The organism is Cellulomonas sp. NPDC057328 (assembly GCF_042667215.1).
GTDB lineage: Bacteria > Actinomycetota > Actinomycetes > Actinomycetales > Cellulomonadaceae > Cellulomonas.
This window is the reverse complement of sequence record NZ_JBHUZW010000074.1, coordinates 1-18,508: the sequence shown is the minus strand read 5'-3', so window position 1 is coordinate 18,508 and position 18,508 is coordinate 1. Positions and strand designations below refer to the sequence as shown.

19 protein-coding genes are annotated in these 18,508 nt (G+C 74.4%); 11 read left to right on the top strand and 8 right to left on the bottom strand.

The features are described 5' to 3' along the window. Nucleotides 1-95 precede the first annotated feature (95 nt). Nucleotides 96-2,579 carry a glycogen/starch/alpha-glucan phosphorylase gene (locus ACFUMH_RS13230; RefSeq protein WP_378206106.1) on the bottom strand — a complete coding sequence of 828 codons (2,484 nt, stop codon included), beginning with the start codon at nt 2,577-2,579 and terminating at the stop codon, nt 96-98. A 333-nt stretch (nt 2,580-2,912) separates the two neighbouring features. Between ACFUMH_RS13230 and ACFUMH_RS13225 the strand changes: the two genes are divergently transcribed. The 4 genes from ACFUMH_RS13225 to ACFUMH_RS13210 all read left to right on the top strand — a co-directional run bounded on the left by ACFUMH_RS13225 (nt 2,913) and on the right by ACFUMH_RS13210 (nt 6,155). Next, nucleotides 2,913-4,286, top strand: coding sequence for an MFS transporter (locus tag ACFUMH_RS13225; RefSeq protein ID WP_378206103.1), 1,374 nt, complete (start codon nt 2,913-2,915; stop codon nt 4,284-4,286). 35 nt (nt 4,287-4,321) lie between these two features. Continuing rightward, nucleotides 4,322-4,837 carry a fluoride efflux transporter FluC gene (locus tag ACFUMH_RS13220; protein WP_378206100.1) on the top strand — a complete coding sequence of 172 codons (516 nt, stop codon included), beginning with the start codon at nt 4,322-4,324 and terminating at the stop codon, nt 4,835-4,837. Beyond that, a complete protein-coding gene (gene crcB / locus ACFUMH_RS13215; protein ID WP_378206097.1) occupies nt 4,834-5,208 on the top strand; it encodes a fluoride efflux transporter CrcB in 375 nt (124 codons plus the stop codon). Before ACFUMH_RS13220 ends, crcB begins: the two co-directional genes overlap by 4 nt. Before the next feature lie 80 nt (nt 5,209-5,288). Then, complete coding sequence (locus tag ACFUMH_RS13210; RefSeq protein WP_378206094.1) at nt 5,289-6,155, top strand: hypothetical protein; 867 nt, start codon at nt 5,289-5,291, stop codon at nt 6,153-6,155. A gap of 31 nt (nt 6,156-6,186) precedes the next feature. On the opposite strand, the gene ACFUMH_RS13205 is transcribed toward ACFUMH_RS13210, so the two are convergent. Beyond that, on the bottom strand, nt 6,187-6,414 hold the full coding sequence (locus tag ACFUMH_RS13205; RefSeq protein WP_378206091.1) for a hypothetical protein: 228 nt from the start codon (nt 6,412-6,414) through the stop codon (nt 6,187-6,189). A 73-nt stretch (nt 6,415-6,487) separates the two neighbouring features. Here ACFUMH_RS13205 and ACFUMH_RS13200 point away from each other — a divergent pair, with 73 nt between their 5' ends. After that, complete coding sequence (locus ACFUMH_RS13200; RefSeq protein WP_378206088.1) at nt 6,488-6,940, top strand: MarR family winged helix-turn-helix transcriptional regulator; 453 nt, start codon at nt 6,488-6,490, stop codon at nt 6,938-6,940. A gap of 35 nt (nt 6,941-6,975) precedes the next feature. Here the strand turns inward: ACFUMH_RS13200 and ACFUMH_RS13195 are convergent, their stop codons facing one another. The 3 genes from ACFUMH_RS13195 to ACFUMH_RS13185 form a co-directional block, all read right to left on the bottom strand. Continuing rightward, on the bottom strand, nt 6,976-7,782 hold the full coding sequence (locus ACFUMH_RS13195) for an ABC transporter permease (protein ID WP_378206084.1): 807 nt from the start codon (nt 7,780-7,782) through the stop codon (nt 6,976-6,978). Further along, complete coding sequence (locus ACFUMH_RS13190) at nt 7,779-8,819, bottom strand: ATP-binding cassette domain-containing protein (protein ID WP_378206081.1); 1,041 nt, start codon at nt 8,817-8,819, stop codon at nt 7,779-7,781. The genes ACFUMH_RS13195 and ACFUMH_RS13190 overlap by 4 nt, the downstream gene beginning before the upstream one ends. A 242-nt stretch (nt 8,820-9,061) precedes the next feature. Next, nucleotides 9,062-10,195 (bottom strand): iron-containing alcohol dehydrogenase, encoded by a 1,134-nt coding sequence (locus tag ACFUMH_RS13185; RefSeq protein WP_378206078.1) that lies wholly within the window; start codon nt 10,193-10,195, stop codon nt 9,062-9,064. 138 nt (nt 10,196-10,333) lie between these two features. On the opposite strand from ACFUMH_RS13185, the gene ACFUMH_RS13180 reads away from it, so the two are divergent. Next, complete coding sequence (locus ACFUMH_RS13180) at nt 10,334-10,612, top strand: hypothetical protein (RefSeq protein WP_378206075.1); 279 nt, start codon at nt 10,334-10,336, stop codon at nt 10,610-10,612. A gap of 241 nt (nt 10,613-10,853) precedes the next feature. Here ACFUMH_RS13180 and ACFUMH_RS13175 read toward each other — a convergent pair whose 3' ends face one another. Both ACFUMH_RS13175 and chrA read right to left on the bottom strand, forming a co-directional pair. Then, entirely contained in the window at nt 10,854-11,354 is a 501-nt protein-coding gene (locus ACFUMH_RS13175) for a GyrI-like domain-containing protein (protein ID WP_378206072.1), read from the bottom strand. Between the two features lie 52 nt (nt 11,355-11,406). After that, nucleotides 11,407-12,864, bottom strand: a complete 1,458-nt coding sequence (chrA, locus tag ACFUMH_RS13170) for a chromate efflux transporter (protein WP_378206068.1) — start codon at nt 12,862-12,864, stop codon at nt 11,407-11,409. Between the two features lie 134 nt (nt 12,865-12,998). On the opposite strand from chrA, the gene ACFUMH_RS13165 reads away from it, so the two are divergent. Beyond that, the gene (locus ACFUMH_RS13165) at nt 12,999-13,385 is read left to right on the top strand and encodes a RidA family protein (RefSeq protein WP_378206065.1); all 387 of its coding nucleotides are present in this window, start codon (nt 12,999-13,001) and stop codon (nt 13,383-13,385) included. A 65-nt stretch (nt 13,386-13,450) separates the two neighbouring features. Here ACFUMH_RS13165 and ACFUMH_RS13160 read toward each other — a convergent pair whose 3' ends face one another. Further along, nucleotides 13,451-13,879: a VOC family protein gene (locus ACFUMH_RS13160; RefSeq protein WP_378206062.1), complete on the bottom strand. Its 429-nt coding sequence runs from the start codon at nt 13,877-13,879 to the stop codon at nt 13,451-13,453. Nucleotides 13,880-14,305: 426 nt separating this feature from the next. Between ACFUMH_RS13160 and ACFUMH_RS13155 the strand changes: the two genes are divergently transcribed. The 4 genes from ACFUMH_RS13155 to ACFUMH_RS13140 all read left to right on the top strand — a co-directional run bounded on the left by ACFUMH_RS13155 (nt 14,306) and on the right by ACFUMH_RS13140 (nt 18,434). Beyond that, nucleotides 14,306-15,253: a carbohydrate ABC transporter permease gene (locus ACFUMH_RS13155; RefSeq protein ID WP_378206059.1), complete on the top strand. Its 948-nt coding sequence runs from the start codon at nt 14,306-14,308 to the stop codon at nt 15,251-15,253. Beyond that, a complete protein-coding gene (locus ACFUMH_RS13150; RefSeq protein ID WP_378206055.1) occupies nt 15,250-16,173 on the top strand; it encodes a carbohydrate ABC transporter permease in 924 nt (307 codons plus the stop codon). Before ACFUMH_RS13155 ends, ACFUMH_RS13150 begins: the two co-directional genes overlap by 4 nt. 147 nt (nt 16,174-16,320) lie before the next feature. Continuing rightward, the gene (locus ACFUMH_RS13145) at nt 16,321-17,691 is read left to right on the top strand and encodes an ABC transporter substrate-binding protein (protein WP_378206052.1); all 1,371 of its coding nucleotides are present in this window, start codon (nt 16,321-16,323) and stop codon (nt 17,689-17,691) included. After that, entirely contained in the window at nt 17,688-18,434 is a 747-nt protein-coding gene (locus ACFUMH_RS13140; protein WP_378206049.1) for a glycerophosphodiester phosphodiesterase, read from the top strand. Before ACFUMH_RS13145 ends, ACFUMH_RS13140 begins: the two co-directional genes overlap by 4 nt. Nucleotides 18,435-18,508: the final 74 nt, after the last annotated feature.

Below are 18,508 nucleotides of genomic sequence, written 5' to 3'. Positions count from 1 at the left end.
GTGGATGTTGCGCGGCGGCCGGCCCGCACGCGGGGTAGGGGGGGGGTGTGGCCGCGGTGGAGGGGGTGAGCGCTACCGCGCAGCACCTGCGTGCGTCACCGCGCGACCACCGGCTGCGTGTGCCAGATCCGGTCGATGTAGTCCCACATCGACCGGTCGGACGAGAAGAAGCCCGAGCGCGCGACGTTGAGGATCGCCGACCGCGTCCAGCCGTCGACGTCCCGGTAGGCGGCGTCGACGCGGTCCTGCGCGTCGAGGTACGCCTGGAAGTCGGCGAGCGCGAGGAAGCGGTCCTCGGTGAGCAGGTTCGACACGATCGGCTCGAACACGCGCTTGTCGTCGGGCGAGAACGCGCCGGACGCGATGAGGTCGATCGCGCGCCGCAGCGTGGGGTTCTCCTCGTAGTACTTCGACGGCTCGTACCCGGCGGCCTGGAGCTCGGCGACCTCGGGCTCGAGCAGGCCGAACAGGAAGAAGTTGTCGTCGCCGACGAGCTGGCGGATCTCGACGTTCGCGCCGTCGTCCGTGCCGATCGTCAGCGCGCCGTTGAGGGCGAACTTCATGTTGCCCGTGCCGGACGCCTCCTTGCCGGCGAGCGAGATCTGCTCGGACAGGTCGGCGGCGGGGATCAGCTTCTCCGCGAGCGTCACGTTGTAGTTCTGCGGGAAGACGACGGTGAGGGCGCCCTGCACACGGGGGTCGGTGTTGACCGTCGCCCCGACGTGGTTGATGAGGCCGATGATCTGCTTGGCCATCTTGTAGCCGGGTGCGGCCTTGGCGCCGAACGCGAACACCCGCGGCGGGATCGACGTGGGGTCGAGCTCGCCGCTGAGGATGCGCTCGTACAGCGACACGATGTGCAGGACCTTGAGGGTCTGGCGCTTGTACTCGTGCAGGCGCTTGACCATGACGTCGAGCATCGCGTCGGTGCGCAGCTCGATGCCGTCGCGGCGCGCGAGCACGTCGGCGAGGCGCTGCTTGTTCGCCGCCTTCACCGCGCGGAAGCGCTCGCGGAACTCGGGGTCGTCGGCGAGCGGCTCCATCTCGCGCAGCCGCTCGAGGTCGGTGAGCCAGCCGGGGCCGACGGCGTCGGTGATGAGGTCCGACAGGGCCGGGTTCGCGAGCCGGATGAACCGGCGCGGCGTGACGCCGTTGGTGACGTTGGTGAACTTGTCGGGCCACAGCTCCGAGAAGTCGGGCAGCACGTTGTCCCGCAGCAGCTGCGAGTGCAGCGCGGCGACGCCGTTGACCTTGGCGCCCGCGATCGTCGCGAGGTACGCCATGCGCACGGATCGCTCGGGGTGCTCCGCGATGATCGACATCCGGCGCAGCCGCAGCTCGTCGTTCGGGTACTGCTCGCGGACCTGCGCGAGGAACTCCTCGTTGATCCGGTAGATGATCTCGAGGTGCCGCGGCAGCAGGCGCCCCATGAGCTCGACGGACCACACCTCGAGCGCCTCGGGCAGCAGCGTGTGGCAGGTGTACGCGAAGCACTTCTGCGTGATCGCCCACGCCTCGTCCCACGCGAACTTCTTCTCGTCGACGAGGATGCGCATGAGCTCGGGCACGCCGATGACGGGGTGCGTGTCGTTCAGCTGGAACATGACCCGCTCGGGCAGGTTCCGCAGGTCGAAGTCCGCCGGCAGCACGTTGTCGACGAAGTCGCGGATCGAGCAGGCGACGAAGAAGTACTGCTGCTGCAGGCGCAGCTCCTTGCCCTGCGGCGTCGAGTCCTCCGGGTACAGGACCTTGGAGATGTTCTCGGCGAACGTCTGCGCGCGCACGGCCTCGGCGTAGTCGCCGGAGTTGAAGATCTGCAGGTCGAACGCCTTGGTGGCGCGCGCGCTCCACAGCCGCAGCGTGTTCACGCGGCCGTTCTGGAAGCCCGGGACCATGTAGTTGTAGGGCACGCCGAGCACGTCCCACGCCGGCACCCAGCGGGTGCGCTCGACGCCGTCGTCGTCGGTGTACGTCTCGGTGGACCCGCCGAAGTGCACGGTGACCGCGTGCTCCGGGTGCGGGAACTCCCACGGCGCGCCCAGCTCGAGCCACGTGTCGGCCTGCTCGACCTGCCAGCCGTCGACGAACGTCTGGCGGAAGATGCCGTACTCGTAGCGGATGCCGTACCCGATGCAGGGCACGCTCATCGTCGCGAGCGAGTCGACGAAGCACGCGGCGAGGCGCCCGAGGCCGCCGTTGCCGAGGCCCGGCTCCACCTCCTGCTCGCGCAGCGTCGCCAGGTCGATGCCGAGGGACGCGAGGCCCTCGTCGACGATCTCCGCCATGTCCGTGGCGACGAGCGCGTTGTCGAGCTGGCGGCCGAGCAGGTACTCCGCCGACAGGTACGCGACCGTCTTCGCCTGGGCGTCGTACTGGCGGCGGGCCGTCTCCATCCAGCGGGCCATGAGGTACTGCCGCACCGTCCGCGCGAGCGCGAGGTACTGGTCGTTCACGCTCGCGCGCGCGAGCGTGACGCCCTGGCCGAAGTGGAGCTCGCCGAGGAACTCCTTGACGAAACCCTCGACCGAGTGCTGCGGGGCCGTCACGGGTGCGGTGCCGTTGACACGGTTCTCAGTCACTTGCGCAACGTTAGGGGCAGTGTCGGGCCGGTGCCAGGGCGTCAGGTCCCGGACGTCGCGCCCGGATCGGGACACGTGGGGGCATGCGCCGCGTGTCGCCCGCGTGTTCACCCGGGATCGGGGGTCCACGCCCCGCCCAGGGCCGCGCGCCACCCACGGAACTCTCATCCGCGTCTCATCCCGTGGTCACCGCGCGCCGGCGCCCGACGGCCCAAAGCGCGTGACACGCCCGCCCGGGCCCCGCCAGGCTGGACGCACCTCCGCCCCCCGATGAGTTGGCGCGCGGGGACGGTCTGCACACACCGACACCCTCGTACCCCCGAAGGACGCGCCATGTCTGCCCCCACCCCGTCCGCGCCCGAGCCGCCGGCCCCCGACTCCCCCGCGCCCGGTGCGCCCCCGCACGACAGCGCCCAGCACGACCCCGACGTCGCGCTCGCGCAGGCGCCGCTGACGGAGGCGGAGCGTCCGCGCTGGCGGCGCGACACGGGCGTGTTCCTCGCCGGGCAGACGTCGTCGCTGCTCGGCTCGATGCTCGTGCAGTACGCGATCATGTGGCACCTCACGCTCGAGACGCGGTCCGGCTCCGTGATGGCGATCTACGCGGTCGTCGGCTTCCTGCCGCAGGCGGTCGTGTCGGTGTTCGGCGGCGTCTGGGCGGACCGGCTCGACCGCAAGAAGCTCATCATCGGCGCGGACGCCACGATCGCGGCCAGCACCCTCGCGCTCGCGCTGATCATGCTGTCCGGCTACGACGACCTGTGGCTGCTGTACCTGGTGTCGGCGATCCGGTCCGCCGGCGCAGGCATCCAGACGCCCGCGGTGTCGTCGCTGCTGCCGCAGATCGTCCCGACCGAGAAGCTCATGCGGGTCAACGGCATCAACCAGACGATCCAGTCCGCGATGATGCTGATCGCGCCCGCGGTGGCCGCCGGGCTCTACGCGACGGCGTCGATCGAGGCGATCTTCTTCGTCGACGTCGTCACCGCGCTCATCGGGATCGCGCTGCTGACGCTCGTGCCCGTGCCGCGGCTGGTCCGCACGGACCAGGTCGCCGGCGTCCGCGGGTACCTCGCCGACCTCGTCGGCGGCGTCCGGTACGTCGCCACGCACGCGTTCGTGCGGTGGGTGCTGCTGCTGTGGGGCGTCGTGTTCGTGCTCATCGTCGCGCCGTCGTTCCTCACGCCGCTGATGATCGTGCGCACGTTCGGCGACGAGGTGTGGAAGCTGACCGTCAACGAGCTCGCGTTCAGCATCGGCATGCTCCTGGGCGGCATCGTCGTCGCGACGTGGGGCGGCCTGAAGAACCGCATCGCGATGGTCGTCGGCACGACCGTGCTGTTCGCGCTCTTCAACATCGGCCTCGGCGTCTCGACGAACCTGTGGGTGTTCTTCGCCTTCATGTTCCTCATCGGGCTCGGCGTGCCGTTCTTCTCGACGCCGACCATGACCGTGCTGCAGGAGAAGGTCGAGCCCGAGCGGCAGGGGCGCGTGTTCGGGTTCGTCGGCATCGTCATGGCCGTCGCGATGCCGCTCGGCATGTCGGTGTTCGGCCCGCTCGCCGACCGGTACAGCGTCGAGTCGCTGCTCGTCGCCGCGGGCGTCGCGCTGCTGCTCGTCGTGGTGGTCGCGGTCGGGCTGCCGTCCGGGCGGCGCGCCATGGCGGAGGCCGACGCCGCGGCGCCCGCGGAGGAGGCGCGCGTCTGACGTCGCCGGCACCGGGTCGGTGGCAGGCTGACCCGGTGCCTGTGCGGACCCACGCCGACCGGACGGGGCGTCCGCCGCACCTGCGACCCGGCCTCGTCGCGCTCGTCGCGGCGGGTGGCGCGGTCGGCACGCTCGCGCGGTACGGCCTGAACGCCGCGCTCCCCGGCGGGGAGGACGGCGGCTGGCCCGTCGCGACGACGGTCGAGAACCTCGTCGGCGCGCTGACCCTCGGGATGCTGCTCGGGGCGCTCGGTCGCGGGCCGGAGTCGCCGCGCGCGCGGGCGGTGCGCCTGGCGCTCGGCACGGGCGTGCTCGGCGGGTTCACGACGTTCAGCACGCTCGCCGTCGAGGTCGAACGGTCGCTGGCCGGCGGCGACGTGCTGCTCGGGGCGGCGTACGGGCTGGTCAGCGTGGTGGCCGGGGTCGCCGCAGCCGCGCTCGGGCTCGTCGTGGGCGGCCGGGTGCGCGGCGCGTCCGCGGCGGACGCCCGGCGCGGCACCGGTGCGGCCGGCGACCGGGCGGCCGGGTGCAACGACGGGGGCGGCTCGTGACCGTGCTGCTGCTCGCGCTCGCCGGCGGGCTCGGGGCGGCAGCACGGTTCGTCGTCGACGGGCTGGTGCGGGGGCGGGTCCGGACGTCCTTCCCGTGGGGGACGGTCCTCGTCAACGTGTCGGGGTCGCTGCTGCTGGGCGTCCTCACGGGCGCGGCGGCCGAAGGCGCGGTCGGCCCGACGGCGCTCGTCCTGGCCGGCACCGGGTTCTGCGGCGGGTTCACCACATTCTCGACGGCGACGGTCGAGACCGTGCGCATGGCGCAGGACGGGGAGGTCCGGCGCGCGGTGCTGAACGCCGGCGGGACGCTGGCCACCTGCGTCGCCGCCGCAGCGGCGGGCCTTGCCCTCGGGGCAGCGCTGCACGGCTGACGTCCGGTTCCTCACCCTTGTCCCGCCCCGTCGCCGCGCGCACACTGGCGGGGCGACGGGGCACGCGACAGGGGGCGGTCATGGGCGGCGGACGGACGGCACCCCGACGGGTGCGGGCGGCATGGGCGGCACTCGTGCTGGCCGCGGCGACGGGTGCGGGGACGGCGGGTGGCGGGACGGCGGCTGCGGCGGCGGCCGCTCCGGAGACGCACCGGTGCAGCGAGCAGGAGTCGTGGCCGCGTGAACCCGGGCAGACGTACGTCATCGAGGGCGACCTCGTCGGCGACGTCAGCTGCCACGTCACGGGGGTTCAGGTGCTCGGGGACGTCCACGTCGACGCCGGCGCGCACCTCGGGCTGTACACGTCGGTCGTGGAGGGCGACGTCGTCTCGGTGGGCGCCGTCTACCTGGACGGCACGATCGTGCTGCGTGACGTGCACCTGACCGGGGGCGCCGGCCTGGCGACGTACGCCGCGCACGTCCACGGGTCCGTGCAGGCGGCCGGGAGCATCATCCTCGACGACTCGACCGTCGACGGCGACCTCCTCGCGGCGGCGAGCGCCACCCAGCCGTGGCTGCGCGTCGTGGGCACGACGGTCCGCGGTGACGTCGTCGGCCACGGCGGGGACATGACGTTCGCCTGGAGCCACGTCGGCGAGGACCTGACCCTGGCGCGCTGGAGCAACCTGCGGGTCTGCGAGGGCACGGTGGGCGGTGACGTCCTGCTGACGTCCGCGGCGGGGACGGGCGCGCTGGGGGCGTCGTCCTGCGGGGGCCGCGGCCCCACGATCGAGGGATCCCTCACGGCCGTGGACGTGCAGCCCTCCGTGAGCGTGCTGCGCACGAGCGTGGGTCGGGATCTGCGCTGCGTCGCGAGCCCGGGTCTGGTGCAGCTGTTCAGCGTGACGGTCGGGGGGTTCCGCGACCCCGGCTGCCGCGCACGCTGACACCCGGACGCGCCGTCGCGGTCCGCCGGCGTCAGTCGACGGGCGTCGCGCCCGTGGCCTCCGCCGTGGCGCGGTCGACGAGGTAGACGCGGCCGCTCGCGTCCCGGACGCGCACGAACTCGGAGCGCAGCGCGGTCTCGCGCTCCCGCTCCGCCTCGTTGGCGCGCCGGCCGGCACGGCGCGGGTGCGCCACGGACGCGGGCCCGAGCAGGTAGCGCGCGAGCCAGTCCGTCATGTCGAGCCGCCGCCCGCGTGCCATCGCGCCTCCCCGGGATGATGATCGTTAGCGCACTCATCATAAGCACCCTTACGGTCCGGGCTAGCATGGGGCCGTGACGAGCCAGCCCATCGCCGACCCCCTCGCCGTCGAGGCGCAGGTGTGCCTGACGCTCTCGGCGGCCGCCCGCTCGCTCGTCGCCTTCTACCGTCCCCTGCTCGAGCCCTTGGGCCTCACGCACCCGCAGTACCTCGCGATGCTCGCGCTCTGGCAGCACGGGCCGCTGTCGCTGCGCGGGCTCGCCGACCTGCTGCACCTCGAGCCCGCGACGACGTCCCCGATCGTCAAGCGCCTCGCCGCCATGGGGCTGGTCGTGCGGTCGCGCGCCGCCGGCGACGAACGCACGCTCGCGATCGAGCTCACCGACGCCGGCCGGGCCCTGCGGGCGCAGGCGGAGCACATCCCGGCGACGATGGTCGAGCGGCTCGGCGTGACGCCCGCGCAGCTCGACGAGATCCGCCGCGCGGCCCAGCTCGTCGTCGACGCGGTCGGGGCCGTCGACGCCTGAGCCGGGCGACGTCCGGCACCCGCCGACGACCGCCGTCAGCGCGACGTGCGGCGGTACCGCGCGATCGCGAGCGGGGCGAACACGACGAGGATGACCACGACGCAGACGAGCGTGTACAGCGCCGGGTTCTGCATCGACCAGGCGTCGGACACCGGCGGCGCCGCCGGGTTCGTGTTGCCGAACAGCTCCCGGCACGCCTGCGTCAACGTCGACACCGGGTTCCACTCGACGAAGACCCGCAGCGCCGACGGGAACGACTCGAGCGGCACGAACGCGTTCGACACGAACGTGAGCGGCATGATGACGATGAACGACGCGTTGTTGATGACCTCGACGCTCGGCACGAGCACGCCGACGAGCGCCATGATCCAGCTCACGGCGTACGCGAACACGAGCAGCAGCCCGAACGCGGCCGCGGCGTCGAGCAGCGACCCGCGCACCCGCCACCCGACCAGCAGGCCGGTCAGCGCCATGATCAGCAGCGACAGCACGTTGTAGACGACGTCGGACAACGTCCGACCGGCCAGCACGGCCGACTGCGACATGGGCAGCGACCGGAAGCGGTCGATGATGCCCTTCTGCATGTCCTCCGCGATGCCGGCGCCGGTGAACGTGGCCCCGAACACCACGGTCTGGGCGAAGATCCCGGGGATGAGGAACTCGCGGTAGCTCGTGCCGTCGCCCGGGTCGATCGCGCCGCCGAACACGTACGCGAAGAGCAGCACGAACATGATCGGCGAGATCAGCACCGCGACGAGGATCTCGGGCACCCGCACGATCTTGAGCAGGTTGCGCTTGGCGACGACCTGGGTGTCGGTGAACGTCCGGGTCAGCGTGGTCACCGGGCCACCTCCCCGGCCGTGTCGGGGCGTGCGGGCACGAGGTCGCGCTCCTCGCCGGGCGGCGCGCCGGGCGGCCGCCCGGACGGGTCCGCGTCCTCGGCCGTGCGTCCCGTCAGCGTCAGGAACACGTCGTCGAGCGTGGGGCGCCGCAGGCCGACGTCGAGCACCCGGACGCCGTCCGTCTCCAGCCGGTCGAGCACGCGCCGCAGGGAGCGTGCACCGTCCTGCACGGCGACCGACAGGCTGCGCTCGGTGCCGCCGTCGTGCACGTCGTCGCCCGCCGCCACGGCCGCGAGCGCGGCGCGTGCCGCCTCCCGGTCGGCCGCGTCGGCCACGACCAGCTCGACCCGCTCGCCGCCGACCTGCGCCTTCAGCGCGTCGGCGGTGCCGTGCGCGATCGCGCGCCCGTGGTCGATCACGACGATGTCGTCGGCGAGCCGGTCCGCCTCCTCGAGGTACTGCGTGGTGAGCAGCACGGTCGTGCCGGTGCGGACGAGGCCCGCGATGACGTCCCACATCTGGAGCCGGCTGCGCGGGTCGAGCCCGGTCGTCGGCTCGTCGAGCACCACGACGCGGGGCGTCGCGACCAGCGCGCACGCGAGGTCCAGGCGGCGGCGCATGCCGCCGGAGTACGTCTTCGCCGGACGGTTGCCCGCGTCGGACAGGTCGAACCCGTCGAGCAGCTCCCGCGCCCGGTCCACCGCCCGCCGTCGCCGGAAGCCGTAGAGGCGACCGATCATCTCGAGGTTCTCCGCACCGGTGAGGTTCTCGTCGACCGCGGCCGACTGCCCCGACAGCCCGATGCGCCGGCGCACCTCCTCGGGCTCCCGCAGCACGTCCGCGCCCGCGACCGTCGCCGTGCCCTCGTCGGGGCGCAGCAGCGTCGTGAGGATGCGGACCGCCGTCGTCTTGCCCGCGCCGTTCGGGCCGAGGAGCGCGAGCACCGTCCCCTCCGGCACCTCGAGGTCGAGGCCCCGCAGGGCCTCGACAGCGCCGTACCGCTTCACCAGCCCATGGGCCTCGATCGTCGTCGTCATGCCCCTCTCCCGTCTCCGCCGTCCCGGGGACCGACCCGCCACGCGGGCCGAACTCGTCGGGGTCACCGCATCCCGTCCGCACCGGCGCACGCACGGGATGCGCACCGACGTCGAGCCGCACCGCGTGCCCGGTACGCCCCGGTCCGTCCCATGCTGCACCCCGCCACCGACACGACGGCAGGGAGCGTCGGCGCGCGTCCGTCACCGGCCCCGCGCCGTCCCCGCGCCGGGCCGGCGGCGGGTCAGAGCGACGCGCGGAGCACGTCCTCCATCTCCGCACCGGTGAGCACGACGGGGTTCCCCCGCGTGCTGGACGCGGCGAGCGCGTCCCGGGCGACGTCCGCCACGTCCGCGTCGCCGAGCCCGAGCTGCCGCAGGCCCCGGACCCCGAGCGACCCCACCGTGTCCCGCAGCCACGCGACCGCGTCCTCGGCGCGCGCGCCCGGCCGCCCCGTCAGCACGGCCGCCGCCTCGGCGTACCGACCCAGCCCCTCGCCGTCGGGGTCGGTGCGCCGCAGCGCGCGCACGTTCGCGTCCGTCGTCGCCGCGAGCACCGCCGCGCAGATCTCGCCGTGCGGCGCGCCCAGCCGCCCGCCGAGCGCCGCGGCCAGCCCGTGCACGGCACCCAGCCGCGCGTTGGCCAGCGCCATGCCGGACAGCAGCGCGGCCAGGCTCATGTCGGTGCGCGCGTCGAGGTCGTCGCCGTCGGCGTGCGCCCGGACGAGCGAGCGGCCGGCCCGGCGCAGGCCCTCGCGCGCGAGCGGGTCGGTGAGCGGGGTGGCCTGCGGCGTGGTGAACGCCTCGAGGCACTGCGTGAGGGCGTCGGCGCCGGACGCCGCGGTGACGCCCGGCGGGCAGTCGAGCGTGAGCACCGGGTCGACGACCGCCACGGCCGGCAGCAGCGTCGGCCCGCGCAGGCTCGCCTTCACGCCCCGCTCGGGCACGCGGACCGGCGCGTTCGCGGTGACCTCCGCGCCCGTGCCGGCGGTCGTGGGGACGGCGACCACGGGCAGGGCCCCGGGCGGCAGCGGCCGCCCGGCGCCGACGACCTCGAGGTGGTCGAGCACGTCGCCGTCCGACAGCGCGAGCGCCGCGGCGGCCTTGGCGACGTCGACGACGGACCCGCCGCCCCAGCCGACGACGACGTCGGGGCGCAGCTCGCGGGCGCGGGCGACGACCGCCCGCACGTCGTCCACCGTCGGCTCGCCGCGGTGCCGCACGACGTCGACGTCCCCGGCACCCGCGAGCGCGGCGACGTCGGCCGACCCGCCCGCGACCACGAGGACGCCCGGCCCGAAGGACGCGACGACCTCCGCGACCCCCTCGGCCGCACCCGCGCCGACCAGCAGCCGTCCCGCCGTCGCGAACGTGAACATGCGCCGACCCTAGGCGCGCGCCGCCGCGGCCGCCGACGGACGGGCCGCGTCCGGTCGCCGCCCGCCGCGCCCGTGCCTAGCGTGGCGAGCGCGGGCGCACGACGGCCCGCCCATCCCGACCCGAGCAGGAGGACGACGATGAGCTCCGAGAGCACGACCACGACGGACCACGACGAGATCCGCAGCTGGGTGGAGGAGCACGACGGGAAGCCCGCGAGCGTGCGCGACACGGCCGGCGGCGACGACCCCGGCGTGCTGCGCATCGACTTCCCCGGCGGCGCCGGCACGGACGAGCTCGAGCACATCGGCTGGGACGCGTGGTTCGAGAAGTTCGACGAGTCGAAGCTCGCGTTCCTGTACCAGAAGCAGAAGGCCGACGGCAGCGACAGCACGTTCTTCAAGCTCGTCAGCCGCTGAGCCACCGGGCAGGCCCGGAAGAGCGGGCACGCCCGGAAGAGCGCGGGGACGACGACGGGCCGGTGAGCGTACCCACCGGCCCGTCGCGACCGCCCCGACAGACGCCTCACGGCGCGTGGCCGCTCGTGGCGGCGAGTGTTGGAGCCCGGGGTCATGAACCGGGGCGGCACCGGTCTCAACCGGGACGACCCCGGCGGTGTTCCACCGGGGCGGCGTGACGCGGGTCACCCGCGCGGGGCGCTCAGCCGAGCGGCAGGACGAGCCGCGTGCGCCACCGCGCCGGGTCGGGCTCGGTCGTCCGCCCGACGCGGTGGACCTCCCAGAAGTCGCCGCGGCCGACCCCGCCGTGGTCGGCGTGCCACCGCGCGAGCAGGCGGTCCCATGACGCCCCGACGCCGTCGTGCGGGCCGACGTGCTCGGTGACCAGGCACCGGCCGCCGGTCAGCGGGACCACCTCGACGGGCGCGACGGGCTCACCGCCGGCCGGCGTCACCGGGCCGAGGGGCAGGCCCGCGACGGGGAACGCCGCCGCGACGTCCGCCGTCGCGTCGGGGACGTGGCCGTACCAGGCGATCGCCGGCCCGACGACGCGGGCGCCGGCGGCCTCGACGGCGTCGCGGACCTCCCCGTGGGCGAGGTCGAGGAACGCCCCCAGGTCGGCGCGTGCGACGGTGCGCCGGGACGCGGCGACGAGGAACGTCGGCTCGAGCGTGACCTCGACGGGCGGGGTGTCCGTGGGCATGGCGGCACCCTAGCCGCGGTCGCGCGGGCGCCAGGGGTCAGCGCGGCAGGGCTCAGCGCAGGCCGGGGACGAGCGCGCTCAGCAGGCCGAGCGCCGCGCACACGCCGAGCACCCGCAGCACCGACCAGCGCAGCCGCAGCACCAGCACGCCGGCCACCACCGCGATCGCCACGGGCACCACCTGCACCGACGCGAGGTCCGGCACCTCCAGCCGGAACGGCCCCCACCGGACCACGGACGTCGACGCGAACAGCGTGTGCAGCGCGAAGTACAGCGCGAGGTTCGCGATGACGCCGACGACGGCCGCCGTGATGCCGGTCAGCGCGGCGCTCAGCGACCGGTTGCCGCGCAGGCGCTCGACGTACGGCGCGCCGAGGAAGATGAACAGGAAGCTCGGCACGAACGTCACCCACGTCGTCAGCAGGGCGCCGAGCACCGCGGCGACCCACGGGTCGAGGCCGCCCGGGTCGCGGTACGCGCCGACGAACGCCACGAACTGCACGACCATGATGAGCGGCCCGGGCGTCGTCTCCGCGAGCGCGAGCCCGCGCACCATCTCCCCCGGCGCGAGCCAGCCGTACACCTCGACCGCGCGCTGGGCGACGAACGCGAGCACCGCGTACGCGCCGCCGAACGTCACGAGCGCCGTGCCGGAGAAGAACAGGCCCTGCTCGGCGAGCACCGACTGCCGCCCGAGCAGCGCCACGACCGCCGCCACGGGCGCGAGCCACACGACCAGCCCGACGCCGAGGACGAGGGCCGCACGCCGCCCCGACGGCGGGGCGCCGTGCAGGGCGTCGTCGGGGATGACGGGCGCCGGGCCGTCGACGCCGCCGCCGCCCGCGGCACGCTCGGCGAGCAGCCGCGGCGCCCACCGGTGCAGGGCCCACCCCACGACGCCCGACCCGAGCACGACGAGCGGGAACGGCAGGCCCAGGAGGGTGAGCGCGACGAACGCGGCCACGGCCAGCACCACGAGCGCGGGGCTGCGCAGCGCGCGCGTCCCGACGCGGTGCACGGCCTGGACGACGATCGCGATCACGGCGGGCGCGAGCCCCGCGAACAGCGCCGTCACCGCCGTCGTCTCGCCGAACGCGACGTACACGGCGGACAGCGCGAGCAGCGCGACGACGCCGGGCAGCACGAACAGCGTCCCGGCGACGAGCCCGCCGCGGAACCCGTTGAGCAGCCACCCGGTGTAGACGGCGAGCTGCTGCGCCTCCGGGCCGGGCAGGAGCATGCAGTAGTTGAGCGCGTGCAGGAACCGGCGCTGGCCGATCCACCGCCTCTCGTCGACGAGCGTGCGCTGCATGACGGCGATCTGCCCGGCCGGCCCGCCGAACGTCTGCAGCGAGATCGCGCACCACGCCCGCACGGCGGTGCCGAAGGGCACGAGGTCGCGGGCGGACCGGCCGTCCGTGGGACGTTCCCCCTGCTCGCGGTCGTCCGGTCCGGGGGTCGGGTCGCCGACGACCGGTACGGGTCGGTCGGCCGGCTCGGCGCTGGTCACGGCGGAAGGGCACCACGCCACGGCGGCGGTGTCCAGGTCCGTCCACGCTCGGACGCCCCCCGTGTCGGTGCCCGGGCCTAGCGTCGGCCACGGACGCCGCGCACCCGGGTGCGGCGCGGGCGAGGGAGCCGACGATGAGCCGAGTGACGCACGTGAACCCGCCGGAGCTGCACAGGTCGCCCTTCTACTCCCAGGGCACGCTCGTCGACGCCGGCCGCACGCTGTACGTCGGCGGGCAGAACGGCACCGACGCGTCCGGCGCGATCACCGGCGGCGCCCGCGAGCAGTCCGCGCAGGCGCTGCGCAACGTGCTGGCCGTGCTCGCGGCGGCGGGGGCGACGCAGGAGGACGTGGTCCACCTGCGCGTCCACCTCGCCGCCGAGGTCGACCTCGACGAGGCGTACGGCGCGGTCGCCGAGGTCTGGGGCGCGCACGCCACCGCGCTCACCGTCGTGTGGGTCGTGCGCCTCGGCCGGCCGGAGGCGCTGGTCGAGGTCGACGCGGTCGCCGCGCTCCCCTGACCGCCGCCCGCCGGCTGCCGACGGCACCCCGCTGCCAGCACCCCGCTGCCGGCACCGCACGGCCGTCATGCCCCGCCGACGGCCTCCGGACCGGCGGTGCCGCCGCGGCGCGCGCGCACCTCGAGCCAGTGCGGGTTCTGCATCACGCCGAGCAGGTTGCCGAACGGGTCGACGACCACGGCGGTCCGGAACCCCTCGCCCCGCTCGGTGATCGGCTCGCGCGGCGTCGCGCCGAGCGCGAGCAGGCGGGCGTGCGCGGCCTCGAGGTCGTCGACGTGCCACAGCACGACCGCCCCGCCGGGCTCCCCGAGCGCGTTCGGCGGCGCCCACGCCGCGTCGATGAGGCCGAGCTCGTCCTCGTGCTCGCCGACGCGCCACTCGTGGTACCCGGTCACCTGGTAGTACGGCTCGATGCCGAGCACCTCGGTGTACCAGGCGGACGCCGCCGCGTGGTCCTCGGCGTAGATCGAGATCGTGGCCACTCCGCGCAGCATGGCTGCTCCCTCCGGTCACCGGCCCTGTGCCGTGGTCCCGACTGTCCTCCGGGAAGCGGCCAGGTGCTGTCCTCTTCCGCCCGAGGACGATGCTGCCCGCGAGAGGGGCGGGCAGCGCGCCCCGCGGCGAGAGCGGCACCGGCGGCGAACGGTCGCCGTCGGGGCGGTGAACGCGCGCGGCCGCACCGGCGTACCCGGTCGGAACGCCCGGTGACCTGCGTGAACGTTCGTCGAACGCGCTCGCAACGGTGGCCGTGGTGACCGTTTCGCGGTATCCGCGCCGCCTACGTTGACCGCGGTCCGGCTCCGGTCGGGCCCGGCGCGCCGACCCGGTGCGCCGTCGTCCGCCGCCCCGCGGACGCCCACGGCCGCCGTGCCGTGCGGTCGCCGCGCGGGTGCCGCACCGCCCCTCGTGCCTGGAGACCCATGGCTGCCGTCCTCGCCCCGCCCGGGGCCGACCGCGCCGAGCACCCGCACCCGCGCCGCCGCCCCGGCGCCGCCCGCCGGCGCCGCTCGCTCGCGTGGTTCGCGCTGCTCGCCGGCCCCAACGTCGTGCTGCTCGTGCTGTTCGTGTACCGCCCGCTCGTCGAGAGCTTCTACCTCTCGACGATGCAGTGGAACCTCGGCTCGCCCGTCGCCCGCTTCGTCGGCCTCGGCAACTACGTCGAGTGGTTCACCGCCGACTCGACCGCGCGGGTCCTCACGACGACGGCCGTGTTCACGGTCACGACGGTCGGCGGGGCGCTCCTGCTCGGGCTGGGGCTCGCGCTGCTGCTCGACCGGCGGCTGCCCGGCCGCGGCCTGGCGCGCACGGTCGCGTTCGCCCCGTACGTGCTGTCGGGGTACGCGGTCGGCATCCTCTGGCTGTTCATCTTCGACCCGCGGTACGGGCTGATGTCGACGGTGCTCGGCTGGTTCGGGGCCGCGTCGCCGCAGTGGTACACGACGCCGCCGTGGCCGCTCGTCATGGTGGTCGTCGTCTACCTGTGGAAGAACCTCGGGTACGTCGCGCTCATCTACCTCGCAGGCCTGCAGGCCGTGCCGCAGGACCTCAAGGACGCGGCCGCGCTCGACGGCGCCACGCCCGCCCGCACGCTGCGCTCGATCGTGCTGCCGCTGCTCGCGCCGACCACGTTCTTCCTGCTCGTCACGATGCTGCTGGCCTCGCTGCAGTCCTTCGACATCATCAAGGCGATGACGCAGGGCGGGCCCCTCGGCAGCACGACGACGCTGATGTACCAGATCTACCAGGAGGGCTTCGTCAACGGCCGGGCCGGGTACGCGTCCGCCGGCGCGACGATCCTGTTCCTCCTCCTGCTCGCGGTCACCGCGGTCCAGCTGCGCTACGTCGAGCGGAAGGTCCACTACGCATGAGCGTCCAGACGCCCCCTCGCCCCGCGACCCCGGCACCGGCCACGCCGCCGCCGGCCGCGCCGGCCGCCGCACCCGCGCCGCGCCGCGGCCGGTCGCCCCGGTCCCTGCTCCTCGACGGCGGCAGCCTGCTGACCATGGCCGTCGCGGCCGTCGTGCTCGGCATGCCCCTGCTGTGGATGGCGCTCGCCAGCCTCAAGCGCCCCGACGAGCTGTACCGCACGCCGCTGCAGTGGCTGCCGGAGCGGTTCGACGTGGCGAACTACGCGCAGGCCGCCGAGACCATCCCGCTCGGGCAGCTCTTCGCGAACAGCGTCGGCCTGACCGTCGCGGGCGCGGGCCTCAAGGTGGTCCTCGGCCTGTGCTGCGCGTACGCGCTCGTCTTCCTCGACGTGCCGTTCCGGCGGACGGTGTTCCTCGTCGTCATCGCGGCGCTGATGATCCCGCCGCAGATCACGATCATCCCCAACTACACGTTCGTCGCGAGCCTCGGCTGGCTGAACACCTACCAGGGCATCCTCGTGCCCGGACTGGCCAGCGCGTTCGGCACGTTCCTGTTCCGCCAGCACTTCCTCACGCTGCCCGCGTCGGTGCTCGAGGCGGCGCAGCTCGACGGCGCCGGGCACTGGCGGCGGCTGTGGCGGTTCGTCGTGCCGATGTCGCTGCCGACCGTCGCGGCCGTCGGCCTCGTCGCGGTCGTCACCGAGTGGAACGACTACCTGTGGCCGTTCCTCGTCGTCGACCACCCCGACAAGATGACGCTCCCCGTCGGCCTCACGCTCCTGCAGAACGTCGACGGCATGTCGAACTGGGGCGTGCTGCTGGCCGCCACGGTCGTCGTCACGCTCCCCGTGCTGCTCGTCTTCCTGCTGCTCCAGCGCCGGCTCGTCGCCGGCCTCACCACGGGCGCCGTCACCGGCTGACCCGCCGGCGCCACCCGCGGCCGTCCGGCCGCACCACACCCCCGCACCACACCCCCAGACCACCGGACCGCCCCCGGTCCGGTCCCCCGCGCGCGCCGTCCGGCCCGCGCACCTGCACAACCCCCCGATCACCCCCGAGGAGACACCGTGTTCCACCGCACCGCGCGGAACCGTCGCCCGTCGGCCGGCGCGCTCGCCGCGCTCGCCGCCGTCGGCGCCCTGACCCTCACCGCCTGCACGACCCCCAGCGTCGCCACGGACGACCCGTCGGCGTCCGGCGAGGCCGCCGCCGAGGTCGACTGGTCGCAGGTCGAGCCCGCCTCCGAGATCACGTGGTGGAGCAACCACCCGGGCGCCTCCAAGCCGGTCGAGGAGGAGCTCATCAAGCGCTTCAACGAGGAGCACCCCGACATCACGGTCAACCTCGTGACGGCCGGCGCCAACTACGACGAGGTGGCCCAGCGCTTCCAGGCCGCGTCGCAGACCGACGAGCTGCCCGACCTCGTCATCGCCTCGGACGTGTGGTGGTTCCGGTACCACCTGAACGACCAGATCATGCCGCTGGACGACGTCTTCGAGCACCTCGAGGCCGAGACCGACGACTTCGTCCCCGCGCTCTACGGCGACTACGAGTACGACGGCCAGCACTGGGCCGCGCCGTACGCGCGTTCGACGCCGCTCTTCTACTACAACAAGGACATGTGGGCGGCCGCCGGCCTGCCCGACCGCGGCCCGGAGACGTGGGAGGAGTTCGCGTCCTGGACCGGCCAGCTCCAGCCGCAGCTGCCCGCCGACTCCGCGCCGCTCGGCATGTCGGTCGGCACGTCGTGGTCCGCGTGGTGGTTCGAGAACATGATCTGGGGCCACGGCGGCCAGTACTCCGACGAGTGGGAGACCACGCTCGACACCCCCGAGGCGCTCGAGGCCGGCGAGTTCGTGCGCGACCTCTTCCACGGCGAGCAGCCGGTCGCCACGGTGTCCGAGGACGCCACGGTCGACTTCGCGTCCGGCACGGTCGCCTCGACCATCGGCTCGACGGGCTCCCTCAAGGGCATCCTCGACGCCGCGACGTTCGAGGTCGGCACGGCGTACCTGCCCGACGGCCCCGACGGCGGCGGCACGCCGACCGGTGGCACCGGCCTGGCGATCCCGTCCTCGAAGACGCCGGAGGAGCAGCTCGCCGCGGCGATGTTCCTGCAGTTCCTCACGGACACCGACCAGACGGCGTACTTCTCGCAGAACACGGGCTACATGCCGGTCCGCACGTCGGCCGTCGAGTCGGACGCGATGAAGGCCGTCTACGAGCAGGCGCCGCAGTTCCGCACGGCGGTCGACCAGCTCGCCGACAAGGCGCGCTCGCAGGACTGGATCCGCGTGTTCGTGCCCGGCGCCGACGCGATCCTCACCGAGGGCCTCGAGCAGATCGTCCTGCAGGGCACCGACCCGGCCGAGGCGTTCGGCTCCATCACGCCGAAGATCGAGACGGCGTACCGCGAGAACGTCGAGCCGTACCTGTGACGGTCGTCGTCGCGCACCGCGGCAACTCGTCCGTCGCGCCGCAGAACACCCTCGCGGCGTTCGAGGCGGCGTGGCGGGCGGGGGCCGGGTCGATCGAGATCGACGTGCAGCTGACCGCCGACGGGCAGGTCGTCGTCATCCACGACGACACGCTCGACGCGACGACGTCCGGCTCGGGCCCCGTCGCCGGAACGGACCTGGCGGGCGTGCGGGCCCTCGACGCGGGCGCGTGGTTCGCGCCCGCGTACGCGGGGCAGCGCGTGCCGACGTTCGCGGAGGTCGTCGACCTGCTGCTGCGCCGGCCGGGCATCGACCTGCTCCTCGAGGTCAAGGGCGCGTGGACGGCGGAGCAGGTGCGCGGCGTCACCGAGCCCGTGCTCGCGGCCGGGCTGGCCGACCGCGTGGTCGTGCAGAGCTTCTGGCCGGAGACGGTCGCGGCGCTGCGCGACGCGGCGCCCGAGCTGCGCCGGGGTCTGCTGGTGTTCGAGGTCCGCGACGACCTGCTCGACCTGTGCGCCGAGCTCGACGTCGTCACGTGCAACCCGTACGGGCCGCTGCTCGCGGCCGACCCGGGTCTCGTCGACCGGCTGCACGCGGCCGGTCGCGAGGTCACGGTGTGGACGCTGAACGAGCCGGAGCACTGGGCGGCGGCCGTCGCCCTCGGGGTCGACGGCGTCATCACCGACCGGCCCGACCGCCTGGCCGGCTGGCTGGCGGCCCGCGTCCCGACCCCGGTCGCCTGACGCGCCGACCGGCCCCGACCCCGCACGCCGAACCGGCCGTCGTGCAGCACCCGCGTCACGGGATGCTGCACGGC

Excerpts from the sequence above, each read along its gene's own strand:
- ACFUMH_RS13160 (WP_378206062.1), bottom strand. The coding sequence starts at position 13,879 with ATGCTGCGCGGAGTGGCCACGATCTCGATCTACGCCGAGGACCACGCG.
- ACFUMH_RS13225 (WP_378206103.1), top strand. The coding sequence starts at position 2,913 with ATGTCTGCCCCCACCCCGTCCGCGCCCGAGCCGCCGGCCCCCGACTCC.
- ACFUMH_RS13180 (WP_378206075.1), top strand. The coding sequence starts at position 10,334 with ATGAGCTCCGAGAGCACGACCACGACGGACCACGACGAGATCCGCAGC.
- ACFUMH_RS13150 (WP_378206055.1), top strand. The coding sequence starts at position 15,250 with ATGAGCGTCCAGACGCCCCCTCGCCCCGCGACCCCGGCACCGGCCACG.
- ACFUMH_RS13205 (WP_378206091.1), bottom strand. The coding sequence starts at position 6,414 with ATGGCACGCGGGCGGCGGCTCGACATGACGGACTGGCTCGCGCGCTAC.
- ACFUMH_RS13175 (WP_378206072.1), bottom strand. The coding sequence starts at position 11,354 with ATGCCCACGGACACCCCGCCCGTCGAGGTCACGCTCGAGCCGACGTTC.
- ACFUMH_RS13185 (WP_378206078.1), bottom strand. The coding sequence starts at position 10,195 with ATGTTCACGTTCGCGACGGCGGGACGGCTGCTGGTCGGCGCGGGTGCG.
- ACFUMH_RS13190 (WP_378206081.1), bottom strand. The coding sequence starts at position 8,819 with ATGACGACGACGATCGAGGCCCATGGGCTGGTGAAGCGGTACGGCGCT.
- ACFUMH_RS13165 (WP_378206065.1), top strand. The coding sequence starts at position 12,999 with ATGAGCCGAGTGACGCACGTGAACCCGCCGGAGCTGCACAGGTCGCCC.
- ACFUMH_RS13155 (WP_378206059.1), top strand. The coding sequence starts at position 14,306 with ATGGCTGCCGTCCTCGCCCCGCCCGGGGCCGACCGCGCCGAGCACCCG.
- ACFUMH_RS13210 (WP_378206094.1), top strand. The coding sequence starts at position 5,289 with ATGGGCGGCGGACGGACGGCACCCCGACGGGTGCGGGCGGCATGGGCG.